Source organism: Shinella sp. WSJ-2, assembly GCF_003432075.1.
GTDB lineage: Bacteria > Pseudomonadota > Alphaproteobacteria > Rhizobiales > Rhizobiaceae > Shinella.
The window spans coordinates 43,471-62,067 of record NZ_QWBU01000018.1; the positions used below are offsets into that span (position 1 = coordinate 43,471).

Annotated in this window: 17 protein-coding genes; 9 read left to right on the forward strand and 8 right to left on the reverse strand. The window is 63.8% G+C overall.

Translation table 11 applies throughout. The annotated features are described in order from the left end of the window. Nucleotides 1-3: 3 nt before the first annotated feature. Nucleotides 4-597, reverse strand: a complete 594-nt coding sequence (gene hisB, locus D0Y60_RS22915) for an imidazoleglycerol-phosphate dehydratase HisB (protein ID WP_117372267.1) — start codon at nt 595-597, stop codon at nt 4-6. 332 nt (nt 598-929) lie between these two features. Beyond that, a complete protein-coding gene (locus D0Y60_RS25275) occupies nt 930-1,058 on the reverse strand; it encodes a hypothetical protein (RefSeq protein ID WP_281048175.1) in 129 nt (42 codons plus the stop codon). A gap of 226 nt (nt 1,059-1,284) precedes the next feature. Here D0Y60_RS25275 and hslV point away from each other — a divergent pair, with 226 nt between their 5' ends. The 6 genes from hslV (at nt 1,285) to D0Y60_RS22945 (ending at nt 6,643) form a co-directional block, all read left to right on the forward strand. Beyond that, nucleotides 1,285-1,845, forward strand: a complete 561-nt coding sequence (gene hslV / locus D0Y60_RS22920; RefSeq protein WP_117372268.1) for an ATP-dependent protease subunit HslV — start codon at nt 1,285-1,287, stop codon at nt 1,843-1,845. Next, nucleotides 1,832-2,326: a GNAT family N-acetyltransferase gene (locus D0Y60_RS22925; protein WP_117372269.1), complete on the forward strand. Its 495-nt coding sequence runs from the start codon at nt 1,832-1,834 to the stop codon at nt 2,324-2,326. The genes hslV and D0Y60_RS22925 overlap by 14 nt, the downstream gene beginning before the upstream one ends. An 8-nt stretch (nt 2,327-2,334) precedes the next feature. Beyond that, a complete protein-coding gene (gene hslU, locus D0Y60_RS22930) occupies nt 2,335-3,639 on the forward strand; it encodes an ATP-dependent protease ATPase subunit HslU (protein WP_117372270.1) in 1,305 nt (434 codons plus the stop codon). 232 nt (nt 3,640-3,871) lie between these two features. Next, complete coding sequence (locus tag D0Y60_RS22935; protein WP_117372284.1) at nt 3,872-4,753, forward strand: DUF1402 family protein; 882 nt, start codon at nt 3,872-3,874, stop codon at nt 4,751-4,753. Between the two features lie 76 nt (nt 4,754-4,829). Continuing rightward, nucleotides 4,830-5,126 (forward strand): immunity 53 family protein, encoded by a 297-nt coding sequence (locus D0Y60_RS22940; RefSeq protein WP_117372271.1) that lies wholly within the window; start codon nt 4,830-4,832, stop codon nt 5,124-5,126. Between the two features lie 107 nt (nt 5,127-5,233). Next, complete coding sequence (locus D0Y60_RS22945) at nt 5,234-6,643, forward strand: cytochrome P450 (RefSeq protein WP_117372272.1); 1,410 nt, start codon at nt 5,234-5,236, stop codon at nt 6,641-6,643. Here D0Y60_RS22945 and D0Y60_RS22950 read toward each other — a convergent pair. Next, a complete protein-coding gene (locus D0Y60_RS22950) occupies nt 6,588-7,139 on the reverse strand; it encodes a hypothetical protein (RefSeq protein WP_117372273.1) in 552 nt (183 codons plus the stop codon). The two genes, D0Y60_RS22945 and D0Y60_RS22950, sit on opposite strands and share 56 nt — an antisense overlap. A gap of 124 nt (nt 7,140-7,263) precedes the next feature. Here D0Y60_RS22950 and D0Y60_RS22955 point away from each other — a divergent pair, with 124 nt between their 5' ends. Both D0Y60_RS22955 and D0Y60_RS22960 read left to right on the forward strand, forming a co-directional pair. Continuing rightward, entirely contained in the window at nt 7,264-9,270 is a 2,007-nt protein-coding gene (locus D0Y60_RS22955) for a hydantoinase/oxoprolinase family protein (protein ID WP_117372274.1), read from the forward strand. Between the two features lie 126 nt (nt 9,271-9,396). Beyond that, the gene (locus D0Y60_RS22960) at nt 9,397-11,565 is read left to right on the forward strand and encodes a malate synthase G (protein ID WP_117372275.1); all 2,169 of its coding nucleotides are present in this window, start codon (nt 9,397-9,399) and stop codon (nt 11,563-11,565) included. 107 nt (nt 11,566-11,672) lie between these two features. On the opposite strand, the gene D0Y60_RS22965 is transcribed toward D0Y60_RS22960, so the two are convergent. Further along, the gene (locus D0Y60_RS22965; RefSeq protein ID WP_117372276.1) at nt 11,673-12,335 is read right to left on the reverse strand and encodes a L,D-transpeptidase; all 663 of its coding nucleotides are present in this window, start codon (nt 12,333-12,335) and stop codon (nt 11,673-11,675) included. Between the two features lie 386 nt (nt 12,336-12,721). On the opposite strand from D0Y60_RS22965, the gene D0Y60_RS22970 reads away from it, so the two are divergent. Further along, a complete protein-coding gene (locus D0Y60_RS22970) occupies nt 12,722-13,252 on the forward strand; it encodes an MmcB family DNA repair protein (RefSeq protein ID WP_117372277.1) in 531 nt (176 codons plus the stop codon). 24 nt (nt 13,253-13,276) lie between these two features. Here D0Y60_RS22970 and D0Y60_RS22975 read toward each other — a convergent pair whose 3' ends face one another. From D0Y60_RS22975 to hrpB, 4 genes are all read right to left on the reverse strand, one after another. Beyond that, nucleotides 13,277-13,762 (reverse strand): immunity 26/phosphotriesterase HocA family protein, encoded by a 486-nt coding sequence (locus D0Y60_RS22975; protein WP_158565539.1) that lies wholly within the window; start codon nt 13,760-13,762, stop codon nt 13,277-13,279. Between the two features lie 39 nt (nt 13,763-13,801). Next, nucleotides 13,802-14,371, reverse strand: a complete 570-nt coding sequence (locus tag D0Y60_RS22980) for an ActR/PrrA/RegA family redox response regulator transcription factor (RefSeq protein WP_117372279.1) — start codon at nt 14,369-14,371, stop codon at nt 13,802-13,804. A gap of 75 nt (nt 14,372-14,446) precedes the next feature. Next, nucleotides 14,447-15,748, reverse strand: coding sequence for an ActS/PrrB/RegB family redox-sensitive histidine kinase (locus tag D0Y60_RS22985; protein ID WP_117372280.1), 1,302 nt, complete (start codon nt 15,746-15,748; stop codon nt 14,447-14,449). 20 nt (nt 15,749-15,768) lie between these two features. Further along, nucleotides 15,769-18,237: an ATP-dependent helicase HrpB gene (hrpB, locus tag D0Y60_RS22990; protein WP_117372281.1), complete on the reverse strand. Its 2,469-nt coding sequence runs from the start codon at nt 18,235-18,237 to the stop codon at nt 15,769-15,771. Nucleotides 18,238-18,597: the final 360 nt, after the last annotated feature.

Sequence of the window (18,597 nt, forward strand, 5' to 3'; positions counted from 1 at the left end):
GGATCAGGCCAGCGAACCCTTCGTCGAGGGAACGCGGCCCGCCTGGCGGGGATCGATCTCGGTCGCGGTGCGCAGCACGCGTGCGACGGCCTTGAAGCACGTCTCCGAGATATGATGGTTGTTGGCGCCGTAGATGTTCTGGATATGCAGCGTAATGCCGGCATGCTGGGAAAGCGCGTTGAAGAATTCACGCACCAGCTCGGTGTCGAACGTGCCGATCTTGGGGGCGGAGAAATTGACGTTCCAGACGAGGAACGGACGGCCGGAGACATCGACGGCGGCGCGCGTCATTGTTTCGTCCATGGCAAGGTCGAGCGAGGCATAGCGCGTGATGCCGCGGCGGTCGCCAAGGGCTTTAGCGATGGCCTGTCCAATGGCGATGCCGGTGTCTTCTACCGTGTGGTGGTCGTCGACATGCAGGTCGCCTTCGGTCTTGATCTCCATGTCGATGAGCGAATGGCGCGACAGCTGGTCGAGCATATGATCGAAGAAACCGACGCCCGTCGAAATGCGCGACGTGCCGGTGCCGTCGATGTCGACGGTGACCGATACGGAGGTCTCGTTCGTCTTGCGCGAAACGCTGGCGGTGCGGCTCATGGCAGTCTCCGGTAATTTTACCGCCGCTCCATAACAGGGCTCTTCACAAAAGACCAGTCTTTCGAGGGGTTTCGGCGCATGCGGGAGAAGCCCGCACGGCTTGCCGCCAGGAGGAGGGAATGATCGGCGGAGCAGCGCGAAAGCCAAGCAACCGGAATGGCGTTGTGGGGGGCGTCGGGTTCGTATTGTCCGAGCTTTTTTTGGCAAGCCTCAACGGCGTCATTCTGGGCTTGAAAGCCGCGATATGGCGGAGAGGGCGCGCTGTGGAGAGAAGAGGAAAGAAGGAAAGGAGGATGAGGGGGATGCGGGTCTGCCGACATCCCCGTTGCGCTTCACTTTTTCTTCGTCGCGCTCTCGCTGCTCTTCACCTGCGATCCCAGCGCCGGCGGGGCCTTGGCGGCCACCTTGTCCTTCTTGGGTTTGCGCGTTTCCTTGTTGCTGCGGACCTGCCCTTTTGCCATTGCCGTAACCCCTTCGTGTTGTTGGGAGACCATAACCTGCTCATCAGGGCGGGAAAGCAAGGCTTATTTTGGGCGGCCGTGTCCTTGTCCCACCTACCGTGCGCAACCAGGGCCGGACGACAGGATGGCGGCGTTTGCAATTGGCGAAACGCCGCTTACATAGGACACAACGAGGCCGCCTCGCTGGCGGTGTACCCGCCCGGTTTCCGGGCCCCAGAGGTATCCTATGAGTGAACATAATCCTTACGCTTCCATGCACGCCACGACGATCATCACCGTCCGCAAGGGCGGCAAAGTGGTGATGGCGGGCGACGGCCAGGTGAGCCTTGGCCAGACCGTCATGAAGAGCAATGCCCGCAAGGTGCGCCGCCTTGGCAAGGGCGACGTGATTGCCGGTTTTGCCGGCGCGACGGCTGACGCCTTCACACTGCTTGAGCGGCTGGAAGCCAAACTCGAACAATATCCAGATCAGCTGATGCGCGCGGCCGTCGAGCTTGCCAAGGACTGGCGCACCGACCGCTATCTGCGCCGTCTCGAGGCGATGATGCTGGTGGCCGACAAGACCGTCACGCTGGCGCTGACCGGCAATGGCGACGTGCTGGAGCCGGAACATGGCACGATGGCGATCGGTTCGGGCGGCAACTACGCCTATGCCGCGGCGCGCGCGCTGATGGACAGCGACAAGTCGGCGGAAGAGATCGCTCGCAAGGCGATGCAGATCGCTGGCGACATCTGCGTCTATACCAACCACAATTTCGTGGTGGAGACGCTGGATGCCGACCGCTGAGGCTTACACCTTCCGGCCGGTGACAACTGCCGACCTGCCGATGCTGGAGCGCTGGCTGAATGCGCCGCATGTCCGGCGCTGGTGGGGTGAACCGGCCGACGAGGTCGCCGGCATCGCGGCGGATTTCGACGATCCGGCCATGACATCCTTCGTGGTGCTCCATGCCGGAACGCCGTTCGCCTATCTGCAGGCCTATAGGATCGACCCCCAGGACCTGTCCTTCGGTGATCGCCCCGACCGCACCGTCGGCATCGACCAGTTCATCGGCCCCTCCGACATGGTCGGCATCGGCCACGGGCCGGCGATGATCGACGCCTTCGTGAAGACGGTGTTTTCACAGGGAGTGAAGCGGGTCGTGCTCGATCCGCATCCCGACAATAGCCATGCCATCCGGGCCTATGAAAAGGCCGGATTCCATGTTTTCGATCAACGCATGACTGAGGATGGCCCGGTGCTGATGATGGCCCGGGACCGTTGCTAGAGGAAACCATGACCAATTTTTCCCCCCGCGAGATCGTCTCCGAACTCGACCGCTACATTATCGGCCAGCACGACGCCAAGCGCGCCGTGGCCATCGCGTTGCGCAACCGCTGGCGCCGCCACCAGCTTTCGCCCGACCTGCGCGACGAGGTGATGCCGAAGAACATCCTGATGATCGGCCCGACCGGTGTCGGCAAGACGGAGATTTCCCGCCGTCTGGCCAAACTCGCCGGCGCACCCTTCGTCAAGGTCGAGGCCACCAAGTTCACCGAGGTCGGCTATGTCGGCCGTGACGTCGAGCAGATCGTGCGCGACCTCGTCGAGGTCGGCATCGGCCTGGTGCGCGAGAAGAAGCGCGCCGAGGTGACGGCCAAGGCCCATGCCAATGCCGAGGAACGCGTCCTCGACGCGCTGGTCGGCGCCACCGCCTCGCCGGCGACGCGCGACAGTTTCCGGAAAAAGCTGCGTAACAACGAACTGGACGACAAGGAAATCGAAGTCGACGTCGCCGATACCGGTACCCCCGGCGGTTTCGAAATCCCCGGCATGCCGGGCGCCAATATCGGCGTGCTGAACCTGTCGGAAATGTTCGGCAAGGCGATGGGCGGCCGCACGAAGAAGGTGAAGACGACGGTTAAGGATTCCTACAAGATCCTGATCGACGACGAATCCGACAAGCTGCTCGATAACGAGCAGATCCAGCGCGAGGCGATCCGCTCGGCCGAAAACGACGGCATCGTCTTCATCGACGAGATCGACAAGATCGCCGCGCGCGACGGCGGCATGGGCGCGGGCGTTTCCCGCGAGGGCGTGCAGCGCGACCTGCTGCCGCTGGTGGAAGGCACGACGGTGGCGACGAAATATGGGCCGGTGAAGACTGACCATATCCTCTTCATCGCCTCGGGCGCCTTCCATGTCTCCAAGCCGTCTGACCTCTTGCCGGAATTGCAAGGTCGCCTGCCGATCCGCGTCGAGCTGAAAGCGCTGACCAAGGAGGACTTCCGCCGCATCCTGACGGAGACGGAGGCGAGCCTCATCCGCCAGTACAAGGCGCTGATGGAGACCGAAAGCGTCGAGCTCGATTTCACTGAAGATGCGCTCGATGCGCTGGCAGATGTCGCCGTGCAGCTCAATGCGAGCGTGGAAAATATCGGCGCCCGCCGTCTCCAGACGGTGATGGAACGGGTGCTCGACGAGATCTCCTTCGAGGCGCCGGACAAGGGCGGCAATAAGCTGGTTATCGATGCAGACTATGTGAAGAAGCATGTCGGCACGCTGGCGGCCAACACCGACCTGTCGCGCTACATCCTGTGACCTTTCGGCACCGGCGACCCATTCGGCGTCGCCGGTGCCACTTTTTTTGCTCGACAGGGAAGGCGACGCGGCCTAGGCCTTTGCCCGCGCTGGCATCATTCCGACACGATTGTCTTGCATCGGTCCTGCCATCGCCGACAGATTCGATCAGACAGGAACCGCAACCGTGCGACAGCTCATCCCTGTGTTTGCCCTTGCCGCCACGCTCGTTTTCCAGAGCCAGACCACGGTCATGGCGATGGACGTGGTGCCCGAAGGCAACCGCAATGCCGAGCAGCCGGCCATTCCCGGCGCCTCCGTACGCCGCACCAAAGCGGGCAAGACCTCCTTCGATGCCAAATACGAGAAGGTGCGCGACCTCTTGGCGAGCGATCGCCAGCTGACGAGCAAGATCAAGGCGACCGCTGCAAAATACGGCATCGCCCCGATTCATATGGTCGGCGCCATCGTCGGCGAGCACACCTACAATGTCGACGCCTATGACCGGCTGCAGAGCTATTATGTCAAGGCAGCCTCCTATACGGGCAACTTCCGCTTCGCCTATGACGGCGAAAATGTCGCCGATTTCGTCGCGCGGCCGGAATTTGCCAAATGCGCCGACAAGAAGGGCTCCTACGCGCTGTGGACCTGCCGCGAGGGTGTCTGGAACCGCACATTCAAGGGCGAGACGGTCGGCGGCACGTCCTTCCCGAACAACCGCTTCAGCGCGGTGTTCTTCCAGCCCTTCTATGCCGGCCAGACTTTCGGTCTCGGCCAGATCAACCCGCTGACGGCGCTGACCCTGACCGACGACGTGGCGCGCATCTCCGGTTACGACAAGCTCGATGAAAACGATGCGGCCGGCGTCTACCAGGCGATCATGGATCCCGATATCTCGCTCGCCTATATGGCGGCCTCCATCCGCCGCTCGATCGATGCCTACAAGAAGATCGCCGGCGTTGATATTTCGAAGAATCCGGGCCTGACCTCGACGCTCTACAATATCGGCAACCCCGACGCCCGCGCCGCCGCCTTTGCCGCGCGCCGCGCCGCCGGCGAAGTCACCTGGCCGGAAGAGAACTATTACGGCTGGCTGATCAACGACAAGCTGGCGGAGCTTCAGGGGCTGCTTTAGCCACGTCAGTCGCCTAGGACGCTGTAGAAGCGTTATGGCTCTTTTCGCCATGCCGCCACTCCGATAGCATTGGCATATGGATGTATTGGAATGGTTTTCCCACTGGTACAATTCCCAATGTAACGGCGATTGGGAGCATGAATTTGGTGTGTCGATCAACACTGTCGACAATCCGGGCTGGTCGATAAAAATCGATCTTACAGGGACGGACTGCGACGGCCGGTCGCTTGATCGGACTACTTACAACTATGATCATGAAACTGATTGGTGGGCGTGTTGGACCGAGGACAACGTGTTTCACGGTGCAGGTGGTCCCCTTCATCTTCATTCGCTTCTCGCGATGTTTCGCAAATGGGCGATGAATGCTCATTAAGAATTTGACCGGCTTTCCGCTCCATACTTTTACTGGATTGCTCTAACCTCCGCCTCCATATCGGCTCAGTCTTCCCGTAAGACGGACCGATCATAAGGAGGCAGATGATGGACATGCGTCCCGAGCCGTTCGAACCGCCGGCCCCGATCCCGCGCACCGTACCGCCCTCGAAACTCGAGATCATCAGGACGGTCTTCCGCAATCCGCTCGAACTATGGGGTGAGCCGTCCTATACGCTGCCCTGGATCATGACGAGCTTCTTCGGCGAGAAGACGCTGATCGTCAACGATCCCGGCCTGATCAAATATCTGCTCGTCGACAATGCCCAGAACTACAAGATGGCCGTGGTGCGCCAGCTCGTGCTGCGCCCCATCCTGCGCGACGGATTGCTGACGGCGGAGGGTGCGGTGTGGCGCCGGTCGCGCAAGGCGGTGGCACCGATCTTCACGCCGCGCCATGCCAAGGGTTTTGCTACCCAGATGCTGGCGCAGTCCGAGCTTTATGCAAGGAAGTATGACGGCGCCGACGGCAAGGTCTTCGATATCGGCAACGACATGACGGAGCTGGCTTTCGCGATCCTCTCCGAAACGCTGTTTTCCGGCGAGATTGTCACGTCCTCCAACAATTTCGCCGACGACGTGGACGACCTTCTGCATTCCATGGGCCGGGTCGATCCGATGGATCTTCTGCGCGCACCTTCCTGGGTGCCGCGCGTGACGCGCATCGGCGGCCTCAGGGTTTTGGGCAAATTCCGAAAGATCGTGCGCGATACCATGGATCTGCGCCTAAAGCGCATGGCGGCGGACGATGGGAATGCGCCGAACGACTTCCTGACGCTGCTGTTGCGCGCGGCCGGGCCGGAAGGGTTGACCATGGAGGAGGTGGAGGACAACATCCTCACCTTCATCGGCGCCGGCCACGAGACGACGGCGCGGGCGCTCGCCTGGACGCTCTATTGCGTCGCCAATTCCCCGCATGTGCGCGACGCGATGGAAGAGGAGATCGACCGGGTCGTCGAAAGCGGTGCCGATCCCGTCGACTGGCTGGATTTGATGCCTTGGACGCGGGCGGCCTTCGAGGAGGCGATGCGGCTTTATCCGCCCGCACCCTCGATCAACCGCGAGGCGATTGCCGACGACCGCTGGACGAGCCCGTCCGGCGAGGTGGTCGAGATCCCGCGTGACGTCACCATTCTCGTCATGCCCTGGACGCTGCATCGCCATGCGCTGCTCTGGCAGAAACCACGCGCCTATATGCCGGAGCGTTTCCTGCCGCAGAACCGGGATGCGATTCACCGCTTCCAGTACCTGCCGTTCGGCGCGGGGCCGCGCATCTGCATCGGCGCGACCTTCGCCATGCAGGAGGCGATTATCGCGCTTGGTGTTCTGATGCACCGTTTCCGCTTCGATATGACCGAGGACACGAAGCCCTGGCCGGTGCAGCGCCTGACGACGCAGCCGGCTAACGGGCTTGCGTTGCGGGTGCAGGCTCGTCCCCACGCTTCTTCGGCTTCTTGATCGTCTTGATCGAGGCGCAGGTCGCTTCCGGGTTCTTGCAGGGCTGGTAAACGACGATCTCGCTGCCGCTGCCGTCGTCCCACACCGCCTGCACGGCAATCGTCTGCGCTTCACCCGGCTTCAGGTTGAGGTAGAGCCAGTTCTGGCTGTCGTCGGACGGCAGGTTGAAGGGCAGTTCCGGATCGCAGGCGGCCATCGGGAAGGTCTTGTCCAGCGTGTCGGAATTGATCGAATAGCGCACCTCCTTCAGCCGGCAATGCATGGTCTGCAAAGCCGTGAAATAGATGAGCTGCTGGCCGGAGAATTCGCGGAACTGCACCCAGCCGGTCTGCTTGTTGGCGTCCAGCATCGCCTTGTAGATCGCGACATCGGGAATCTGCGCCTTGTACTCTTCTTCGTCATTTTCCTGGGCCTTTGCGGGCAGGCTGGCGGCAGCGAGCGCGGCGCCAAGAAGCAGGCGCGCCAGCAGCGGCCGTCGGAGGGAGGGGTGGATCACTGGAATGCTCCTCGTTCTTTCACCTGATGTCGCCGGCGGGATGGTGGCATTTGGCCTGGACATGCAATAACACCATTCCACACCCGCTTTGAAAAGAGACGGCGATCTCTCCGGAAGAATTCTCGTGGCAGACCATTTGTTACTCGGCATCGATACCGGCGGCACCTATACGGACGCCGTGCTCTACAGCGAAACCAGGGGCGTCGTCGCCCGCGCCAAGGCGCTGACCACGCGACATGACCTTGCGGTTGGCATATCCGGCGCGGTGGAGGCGGTGCTGACCGAGGCGCAGGTGCCGGTCGCGGCCATCGGCCTCGTCTCGCTGTCGACGACGCTTGCCACGAATGCTCTGGTCGAAGGGCAGGGCGGTCGCGCCGGCCTCGTAATGATCGGCTTTGGGCCTGACGATCTCAAGCGCGATGGGCTTGCCGACGCGCTCGGCAACGACCCCGTTCTCTTCCTGCCCGGCGGCCACAACGTGCATGGTAACGAGACGCCGCTCGACATGATGGCGCTGGACGAGGCCTTGCCGCAGCTGTCGCAAACCGTCTCCTCCTTCGCCGTTGCCGGCTACTTCGCCGTGCGCAACCCGGCGCATGAGCAGCGCGTGCGCGACCGCATCCGCGCGGTCTCGCACCTGCCGGTCACGTGCAGCCACGAACTGTCCTCGAAGCTCGGCGGCCCGCGCCGGGCGCTGACGACGCTGCTCAACGCCCGCCTCGTCTCGATGATCGACCGGCTGATTGGCGCCTGCGAGGACTATCTCCAGCGCCGCGGCATCCATGTGCCGATGATGGTGGTGCGCGGTGATGGTGCGCTGATCTCGGCGGCGGAAGCGCGGCTGCGGCCGATCGAGACCATTCTCTCCGGCCCGGCGGCAAGCCTTGTCGGCGCGCGCCACCTGACGGGCCTCGACAATGCCGTCGTCTCCGATATCGGCGGCACGACGACCGACGTCGCGGTGCTGGACAACGGCCGGCCGAAGCTCGATGCCGAAGGCGCCGTCGTCGGCGGCTATCGCACCATGGTGGAAGCCGTCGCCATGCGGACCTTCGGGCTGGGCGGTGATTCGGAAGTGCGTATCAACGACCGCGGGCTGAAGGCGAAGATTGATCTCGGGCCGCGCCGCTTCATGCCGCTCAGCCTCGCCTCGCAGCTGCATCCCGAAGCGGTGGTTCCCGTGCTGGAACGCCAGCTGCGCGCGCCGCATATGGGCCGGCATGATGGCCGTTTTGCCGTGCGCACCGGCGTGCCGGAGCGGCTGGCGAGCGGCCTGACGGCGCAGGAGCAGGCGCTTTACGACAAGATCGGTGCCACACCGCTGCCGCTCGATGGCCTGCTGGTCTCCACACCGCAGAAGGCGACGCTCGACCGGCTGGTCGCGCGCGGTCTCGTGCATATCTGCGGCATCACGCCGTCGGATGCCATGCATGTGCTGGGCGGGCAGGGGCAATGGGATGCCGTCGCCGCCCGTCTCGGCCTCGAACTTGCCGCCCGCACCAAAGACGGCACCGGGAAACCAATTGCCGAGACGCCGGAAGTGCTGGCCCGCACGCTGGTCGACCGCCTCACGCGGCAATCGGCCGATGTCATCCTCTCCGCCTGCCTGGCCGATGACGGCGTCGGCGCGCTCGATCCGGCCAATTCGATCTCGATCGACCGGGCGCTGCACCGCGTTCCCGGCATCGTGAAATTCCGCATCGCGCTCGACCGGCCGCTGGTGGGCCTCGGCGCCTCTGCGCCGGTCTATTATCCTGCCATTGCCGACATGCTGGGCGCGGAATCCTCTATTCCCGCTGATGCCGGCGTGGCCAATGCCGTCGGGGCCGTCGTCGGCCAGGTGCGCAATGCCGTGACGGTCTTCGTGACCCAGCCCGAAGAGGGCATCTTCATCGTCAACGGTGCCGGCGACAGCGTACGCCTTATCGATGAGGAGAAAGCCTTCTCGCTGGCCAAGGAACGGGCGATGACGGCTGCGTTGCAGGCCGCGCGGGCCAATGGGGCGGACGAGCCGGTCGTCGCCCTGTCGGAGGCCATAGATGCGCCTGAAGTCGAGGGGTCGCGCAAGCTGATCGAGGCGCGTTTTACGGCCACCGCCAGCGGCCGGCCACGCATCGCGGAAGAGGCATAAGTAGGATTTATTCCCGAGCGGAATAAATTCTTTATACCCTTGCCGAATTGACACTCAATGAAACCTCCGGAAAGTGGGACCATTCGGGATACTCCCCCTTGTCCCGCCCATTCGGAGCCTTTTCAGATGTCTTATACCGAAAAAGCCGGTCTTTCGATCGACAGCGCCCTTTACGATTTCATCGTCACGGAGGCCCTTCCCGGCACGGGCGTGGATGCGGAGCGCTATTTCGCCGATTTTTCCGCCATCGTGCATGATCTGGCTCCGGAAAACCGCGCCCTGCTCGCCAAGCGCGATGCGCTGCAGGAAAAGCTCGACGCCTGGTATCGTGAAAACGGTGCGCCCGTTGATATGGCGGCGTATGAAGCCTTCCTGCGCGAGATCGGCTATCTCCTGCCCGAGGGCGGCGACTTCTCCGTCACGACGGACAATGTCGATCCGGAGATCGCCAGCCTTGCCGGCCCGCAGCTCGTCGTTCCCGTCATGAATGCGCGTTATGCGCTGAACGCCGCCAATGCGCGCTGGGGCTCGCTCTACGATGCGCTCTACGGCACGGATGCCATTCCGGAAACCGACGGCGCGGAAAAGGGCAAGGGCTATAATCCCGTGCGCGGCGCCAAGGTCATCGCCTGGGCGCGCGGTTTCCTGGATGAGGCCGCACCGCTTGCTGGCACGTCCTGGCGCGAGGCCGCGGGCCTTGCCGTCGAGGGCGGCAAGCTCGTCGTCGCGCTGATCGGCGGCGGCAAGACGGGTCTTACGGATGAAGCGAAGTTCGCCGGCTTCGTCGGCGAGGCCGCTGCACCGACGCGCATTCTGCTGCGCAACAACGGGCTGCATATCGAAATCCGCGTGGATGCGACGACGCCGACCGGCAAGGACGACGCGGCGCATATTTCCGACGTCGCGATCGAATCGGCACTGACCACGATCATGGACTGCGAGGATTCCGTCGCCGCCGTCGATGCCGACGACAAGGTCGTCGTCTATCGCAACTGGCTCGGCCTGATGAAGGGCGACCTGACGGAGGAGGTCGCCAAGGGCGGCAAGACCATCACCCGCCGACTCAACCCCGACCGCGCCTACACCGCGCCGGATGGTTCTGCCGCGTCGCTGCGCGCCCGTTCGCTGATGCTGGTGCGCAATGTCGGCCACCTCATGACCAATCCGGCGATCCGTGACCGCGACGGCAACGAGGTGCCGGAGGGCATCATGGATGCCATGGTCACCGCGCTGATCGCGCTGCACGATGTCGGTCCGAACGGCCGCCGCCAGAATTCGCCGGCCGGCTCGATGTATGTCGTCAAGCCGAAGATGCACGGCCCGGAAGAGGTCGCCTTCGCGTCCAAGCTGTTCGGTCGCGTCGAGGCCGCCGTCGGCATGGCGCCCAACACGATGAAGATGGGCATCATGGACGAGGAGCGCCGCACGACCGTCAACCTCAAGGAGGCGATCCGCGCCGCCAAGGAGCGCGTCGTCTTCATCAATACCGGCTTCCTTGATCGCACCGGCGACGAGATCCATACCTCGATGGAAGCGGGTCCGATGATCCGCAAGGGCGACATGAAGCAGGCCGCCTGGATTTCCGCCTACGAGAACTGGAACGTCGATATCGGCCTCGCCTGCGGCCTGTCGGGCCATGCGCAGATCGGCAAGGGCATGTGGGCCATGCCGGACCTGATGGCGGCGATGCTGGAGCAGAAGATCGCCCATCCCAAGGCCGGCGCCAACACCGCCTGGGTTCCCTCGCCGACGGCCGCGACGCTGCATGCGACGCACTATCACAAGGTCAATGTCGCTGCGGTGCAGGCCTCGCTGCGCACGCGTCCACGCGCAAAGCTCACCGACATCCTCTCCGTCCCGGTCGCGGTGCGGCCGAACTGGACGCCGGAGGAAATCCAGCGCGAGCTCGACAACAATGCGCAGGGCATTCTGGGTTATGTCGTGCGCTGGATCGACCAGGGCGTCGGCTGCTCGAAGGTGCCCGATATCAACGATGTCGGCCTGATGGAGGACCGTGCGACGCTGCGCATCTCCGCCCAGCACCTCGCCAACTGGCTGCACCACGGTGTCATCACCGAAGCCCAGATTCTTGAGACGATGAAGCGCATGGCCGCCGTCGTCGATGGGCAGAATGCCGGTGATTCGCTCTATCGCCCGATGGCCGGCAATTTCGACGGCTCTATCGCCTTCAAGGCCGCCGTCGAACTCGTGCTTGAGGGCCGCGCGCAGCCGAACGGCTACACCGAGCCGGTCCTGCACCGCCGCCGCCTCGAGTTGAAGGCCGCTGCGGCCTGATGTGCCTTCCGGCAAGGCGGTTGATCGCCTTGCCGTTCAATGCCCCAAACGAAAGAAGCCGCCGGATCGCTCTGGCGTCTTCTTTATATACAGAGACTGTCGTCTGCTTACTGCTGGACGACGACGCGGGCGCCCTTGCCGGGGCGGACGCGGCTGTAGAGGTCGATGATGTCCTGGTTCATCAGGCGGATGCAGCCCGACGAGGCGGCCGTGCCGATGGAGGCCCATTCCGGCGTGCCATGCAGGCGGAACAGCGTGTCCTGGCCCTTTTCATTGAAGAGATACATGGCGCGCGCGCCGAGCGGGTTCTTCAGACCCGGACCCATGCCGTCCTTGACGTAGCGTGCGACGTCAGGCTTGCGGTCTGCCATTTCCTTCGGCGGATGCCAGGTCGGCCATTCCTGCTTCCAGGCGATGTAGGCTTCACCCTGCCACGCGAAACCCGACTTGCCGACGCCGATGCCGTAACGCACGGCCTTGCCGCCGGGCAGCACATAGTAAAGGAAGCGGTTCGGCGTATTGACGACGATCGTGCCGGGCTTCTCGCTGGTGGCGTAATCGACGATCTGGCGGTGGAACTTGGTGTTCACCTTGTTGATCGGGATTGCCGGCAGGGCATAACCATTGTCTTCGACGGCGCCGTAATCCGACGTGAAGATGGCATTCGTCGCCACTTTCTCGCCCGGAAGGGAGGTCGAGGACGAGGAGCAACCGGCGAGCGTGACGGCTGCTGCGAGGCCGCACAGGAGGAGGGCATTGCGGAAGCGCATGAGAGTCTCTTGTAAAGGAATTAAGAAGTTCCGGGACGCGGGAACTTTCATCGATTATGGTTTATTTTCGATTAAACCAGTCAATGCAAGTGTGTGCGCTGCGGCATGGGCTTATGCGAAAGCAAAAAGCTGCCGGATTGTTTTTTTGCAACAACAATACCGGTATCCCGCCGCTTCCGCTCAGCCCAGACAGTGCCAAGCACGCCGCCGCGCGCCATTCAATAGCCTTGCCGCCTATCGGGTCGAAGCCGCACAAGAACAAAGTCGCGCAGTTAACAGAGTCTTTTTCTCGCCGCAGTTTTGCCCGCTGTCTTAACGTTTTCCGGCAGGGCCGAATCGATTTCGCGGGATCGACGGCTAGAATGTGATTCGCGAGGTTTTGACCGATGACGATCGTTTCTCTTCACAACGACAATCCGCTGCTGGACGGCCGCCAGTCGGATCGTGCCATGATGGTGCGCCGCGGCGTGCAGCGCATGCTGATGGAAATGCGCCATGCGGTGCTGCCGGAGCTGACGCTCGCGAGCGGCCGGCGCGCCGATCTGATCAGCCTGTCGGACAAGGGCGAGATCTGGATCGTCGAGATCAAGACGTCGATCGAGGATTTTCGCGTCGACCGCAAATGGCCCGACTACCGCCGCCATTGCGACCGGCTGTTCTTCGCGACCCACAAGGACGTGCCGCTCGATATCTTCCCGGAGGAGTGCGGTCTCATCCTCTCCGACGGCTATGGCGCGCACATGCTGCGCGAGGCGCCGGAGCACAAGCTGACCGCCCCGACGCGCAAGGCCGTCACCTTCGCCTTCGCCCGTGTTGCCGCAGGCCGGCTGCTTCTGGCGGAGTTTGCGATGGATTCGCGCCGCGACGGGCCGGATATGTCGGCGATCGTCTCGGGGCGGCGCGATGAACCGGCATAGCTGTTGATTCTGTACCGCGCACCGTCAGCCGGGAATTGAGGGAGCCTTTACTTTCAGGCTCTCAACCCATCGATTGGGTTTACCCAGAGCATGATCGCGCAATCGATCGATGACATGTTCTGGGTCCCATACGGCAGCACATTCCAGCCCGATGCAGTCCGCCAAGGATGCTGGTCGCTCATAATTCTGAGAGGCGAACGACGAGTGGTAGAGAAAAAGGCGGCCTCTGTCGTCTTGTTTGTAGAAGAATGGCTCTTCAGCATTCTCGGGCGTCAAAGGCCTTGAGCCAATAACGGGCCAAACCCCTCTGGTGACCGCGAAGTTGGACACGGACAGTCTAAAGGCAACGGGGAGCGTGGGAATATCGTCTATCAAGATGGCTTCGGTGAAAATGCCATCGAAGAAGACCATCACTGGCTCGCCGGAGACCTGCGCATAACAATGCTGACCATCGCCAAGATCGATCTGCAGAATATCGCCTATCCTACGCCGTATCCTCTTGCTTGCCACCGCTATCCCTTTTCAGCACCCTGTGCGTGATAGCGTGCCCTATTTCGGCGCGCGCTTGGCGAGGATGCGCTGAAGTGTGCGGCGGTGCATGTTGAGGCGGCGGGCCGTCTCGGAGACGTTGCGGTCGCACATCTCATAGACGCGCTGGATATGTTCCCAGCGCACGCGGTCCGCCGACATCGGGTTTTCCGGCAGCTCGACCTTTTCGCCGGGGCGCTGCGTCAGCGCGGCAAAGATGTCGTCGGCGTCGGCGGGCTTGGCGAGGTAATCGACCGCGCCGAGTTTCACCGCGTTCACGGCGGTGGCGATGTTGCCGTAGCCGGTCAGCATGATGATGCGGGTATCGTCGCGGCGCTGGCGGATGGCGGAGATGACATCGAGGCCGCTGCCATCGCCGAGGCGAAGATCGACCACGGCATATTTCGGCGGGTTGGTCTTGGCCTTGGCAATGCCTTCGGCGACCGATTCGGCCGTATCGACGGCAAAGCCGCGCGTTTCCATGGCGCGCGCCAGACGGCGCAGGAAGGGCGCGTCGTCATCGACGAGAAGAAGCGAGGGATCCGGCCCGATATCGTCGGATGCGGTCTGCGGTTCGGTGTTTTCAGCCATTTTCGTCTTCCGTCGCGGATGTCGTCCAGTCTTGATCGGGATCAGCTTATCACCCCTAAGGCTGTGCCGGTAAAGTCATTTCACGCCCTTTGCCTCCATGCGGGCCCGCGGCCAATCGACCGAGACGCGTGCGCCCGGCTGGTCGCCCGTGCGGTTGCCGAAGGTCAATTTGGCGCCGGAACGCTCCAGCAGCGTCTTGGCGATGAAGAGGCCGAGCCCCAGCCCGCCCGCCCGCTCATCCTTCTGCCGCTTGGTGACATAGGGATCGCCGATGCGCTGGAGGACGTCTGCCGCATAGCCGTCGCCATCGTCCTCGATCACGATCGACACCCTGTCCGGCGTATGGCCGACGGTGACGGTCACCGCCTCGCGGGCATGATCGATGGCGTTTTCCAGGAGATTGCCGAGACCGTAGAGAATGCCCGGATTGCGGCTGCCGACCGGTTCGCCGTCGCGCCCGCCCTCTTCGACGAGGTTGAGCCTGATGCCGAACTCGCGATGCGGCGCCAGCACTTCCTCCATCAGCGAGGAGAGCGGCAGCATGCGCATATGCGCTTCGTCCTCCGTCGAAAGCGTGGTGAGCCGGCGCAGGATGTCGCGGCAACGTTCGCTCTGGCTGCGCAGCAGCTGCACGTCTTCCTTGAAGCGTTCGTCGCCGCCGAGTTCGCGCTCCATTTCGCGCGCCACCACGCTGATCGTGGCGAGCGGCGTACCGAGTTCATGGGCGGCGGCGGCGGCGAGACCGTCGAGCTGCGAGAGGTGCTTTTCGCGCTGGAGGATGAGCTCGGTGGCGGTCAACGCATCCGAAAGCTCCTTCGCCTCCTGTGACACCCTGTAAGAATAGAAGGCGGCGAAGGCGGTGGTGGAGACGATGGCGAACCAGAAGCCTGCCGTCAGCACCGGCGGCACGACGAGCAGCGTGCCGACATACCAGGGCAGCGGGAAGGGCGTGAAGGCGAGCGCCGTGATGCCGGCGACGGCAAGGCCGCCGAGCGTCAGGCTGAAGCGGATCGGCTGGAGCGACGACGAGATGATGACGGGCACGCAGACCAGCGGCGCGAAGGGATTGGCCAGGCCGCCGGTAATGAAGAGCAGCGCCATCAGCTGGCAGAGATCGAAGGCAAGCAGCGTGAAGGCGGAGGCGGGCGTCAGCCGGTGCGCCGGGGCAAAGCGTACGGCGAGGAAGAAATTGACCGCCGCAAGCAGCGCGATCAGCACCGCCGCCGGCAGCAGCGGCAACGGGAATTTCAGCCAGAAGGCGACGACGAGCACGCTGATCGACTGCCCGGCGACGGCAAGCCAGCGCAGGCGGATCAGCGTTTCCAGGCGCAGCCGCCGGCCGGAACCCTCGAAGTCGATATCCTGATAGAATGCCATGATACGTCCCTTCTCTTCCGTCATGTGCCGCGCGGCTTGGCGCGCGTCGTCGGCATGGCCTCGGCCGGGTCTTCCGGCCAGGGATGTTTGGGATAGCGCCCGCGCATGTCGGCGCGCACATCCCGCCACGAGCCCGCCCAGAAACCGGGCAGGTCACGCGTCGTCTGGATCGGCCGCTGGGCCGGCGACACGAGTTCGAGCAGCAGCGGCAGACGCCCGCCGGCGACGGACGGGTGTTGCTTCAGCCCGAACAGCTCCTGCACGCGGATCGCCAGCACCGGCTCGTCGCCATCATAGCGGATCGGGTGGCGCTGTCCCGTCGGCGCCTCGAAATGGGTGGGCGCGAGCTTGCCGATATCGCGCTGCACGTCGTAGGGCACCAGCGCCATCAGCCCGTCCTGGAGGCTCGCCGCCGTGATGTCGTCGATCCCACGGGTGTTTTCCTGAAAGGGAGTGAACCAAGTGTCGAGCGTGGCCAGCAGGGCGTCGTCGCTGGTATCGGGCCAGGGGGCACCGATCGAGCGGTGCAGGAAACCGATGCGGTCGCGCAACTGCGCCGCCTCGCGCGAAAAGGGGATGGCTTGCAGGCCGAGCTGGCGAACGCCGTCCGCCAGCGCCTGCCCAGCCTTCGGCCCGGACGGGCGCTTGAGCGGCGCCTCCTCGAGAATCATCGCGCCGAGGCGCACCACCCGGCGTGCCCTGACTTGCCGGCTCGCCCGATCGAATATGCACTGGTCCTCGCGCACAATCTTGTCGGAAAGCTCGGCCTCGACGGTAGCGCGGTCGATCTCTGCGGCGGCGAGTATGCGCTGCCGTCCGGCCTGTCCGGTCAGGTCGGCGACGACGATCATGTCGGCCCCGGCCAGCCGCTCGGTCTCCGGCACTTCGCCGCCGCGGCCATTCGCCATGACGAAGCGCCCCCGGCCGCCGCGTTGCAGGGCGATGCGGTCGGGAAAAGCATGCAGCAGCAGCGCCCCCGGCGTGCTCGTCGTTCCACCCCTGGCCGTGCCAAAACCCTCGGCCATGCGCCGGGCGAGTTTTCGCGCCGCATCGGCCCGTTCGCCGCGCTCCTGGGAGAAGCGGCGCAGGCGCTCCTCGATATCCACCGAGGGGCCACCCAGCCCCTGTTCGGTGAGAAGCACGGCCAGCCGCGCGGCTGCCGCCTGCTCGCCGGTTTCGGCGGCGGATAGGATCATCGCGGCGAGCCGCGGCGGCAGCGCCAGTTCGCGGATGCGCTTTCCCACCGGCGTCAGCGCGCCGCCATTATCCAGCGCGCCGAGCAGGCGCAGCAGGTTGCGCGCCTCTTCCACTGCGGCCGCTGGTGGCGGATCGACCAGCCGCAGCGTGGCGGGATCGGCGACGCCCCAATGGGCGACATCGAGCATGAAGCCGGAGAGGTCGGAGGACAGGATCTGCGGCGGCGTGAAGGCCGGCAACGCCGCCGTCTGGCCGATATGCCACAGACGGATCGCCACGCCCGGCTCGGTTCGCCCGGCACGGCCGGCGCGCTGGTCGGCGGAGGCGCGGGAGACGCGCACCGTCTCCAGGCGTGTGATGCCGGTCGCCGCCTCGAAGACCGGCAGGCGCTGCAAACCGCTGTCGATGACGATGCGAACCCCGTCGATGGTGATCGAGGTCTCGGCAATCGAGGTCGCCAGCACGATCTTGCGGGTACCGGTTGGTGCCGGCCGTATGGCCGCGTCCTGTTCCTTCTGGCCGAGATTGCCGTAGAGCGGCACCACTGTTGTCTCGGCCCCGAAGCGCCCTTCAAGCCGCTCGGCCGTACGCAGAATCTCGGCCTGCCCCGGCAGGAAGGCGAGGATCGATCCGCTTTCCGCCCGATGCGCCTCCATTATGGCGCGCGCCATGCCGTCTTCGATCCGCTCGCCGGAAGGCCGATCCTGATTGCGGATCTCGACGGGATAGCTGCGGCCCTCGCTGACGATGGCAGGCGGATGCTCGAGCAGCGCAGATATCCTGTCGACATCGAGCGTCGCCGACATGACGACGATCCGGAGGTCCTCCCGCAAGGCCGCCTGCACGTCGAGCGCCAGCGCCAGCCCGAAATCCGCGTCGAGCGAGCGCTCGTGGAATTCGTCGAAGAGAACGGCGGAAACACCCACCAATTCCGGATCGTCGAGGATCATCCGGGCAAAGACGCCTTCCGTCACCACCTCGATGCGCGTCTTCGCGGAAATACGGTTGTCCAGCCGCATGCGATAGCCGACGGTTTCGCCCACCGTCTCACCGAGCAGGGATGCCATGCGCCCGGCCGCCGCGCGCGCCGCGAGGCGCCGGGGTTCGAGCAAGATGATCCTGCCATTGCCGCGCCATGCCTGTTCCAGCAGGTAAAGCGGCACCAGTGTCGTCTTGCCGGCTCCGGGCGGCGCCGAGAGCACCGCGCGTGTGCCGGCGGAAAGGGTCGCTCCGAGTTCGGGCAGCACATCCGTTATCGGCAGTTCCGGTAGTGTCCCTGATATCGAGGCCATGATCGATTTACATATCCTTATAATATAGAGGCGGGGGCCGGAACTGCTCTGTTCGCACCTGAATAGCCCGCCGGTGAAGTCCGGAAAAGAGCGGTAGGGCGCCTCGATCTCCCGGAAACACGTTCTGCGGGGCGGGCAAAAAAATTTACCACCTGGACAAGATTCCGATCTGCGGAATCGCGGCTTTTCGGCCCGCTCAGTTCGGTTCTCGTCCCAATCATCTAAAATATTCGTTTATTTTCAATAACTTACAACTTTTCTGCATTTTTATGAAATCGTCTGTTGACGGCCTGAAAGTGTGGGCCTATAACCCGGCCATCGAACGAGAGCGGCGGCGCTTCTGGCGGCCGACGAACTCGC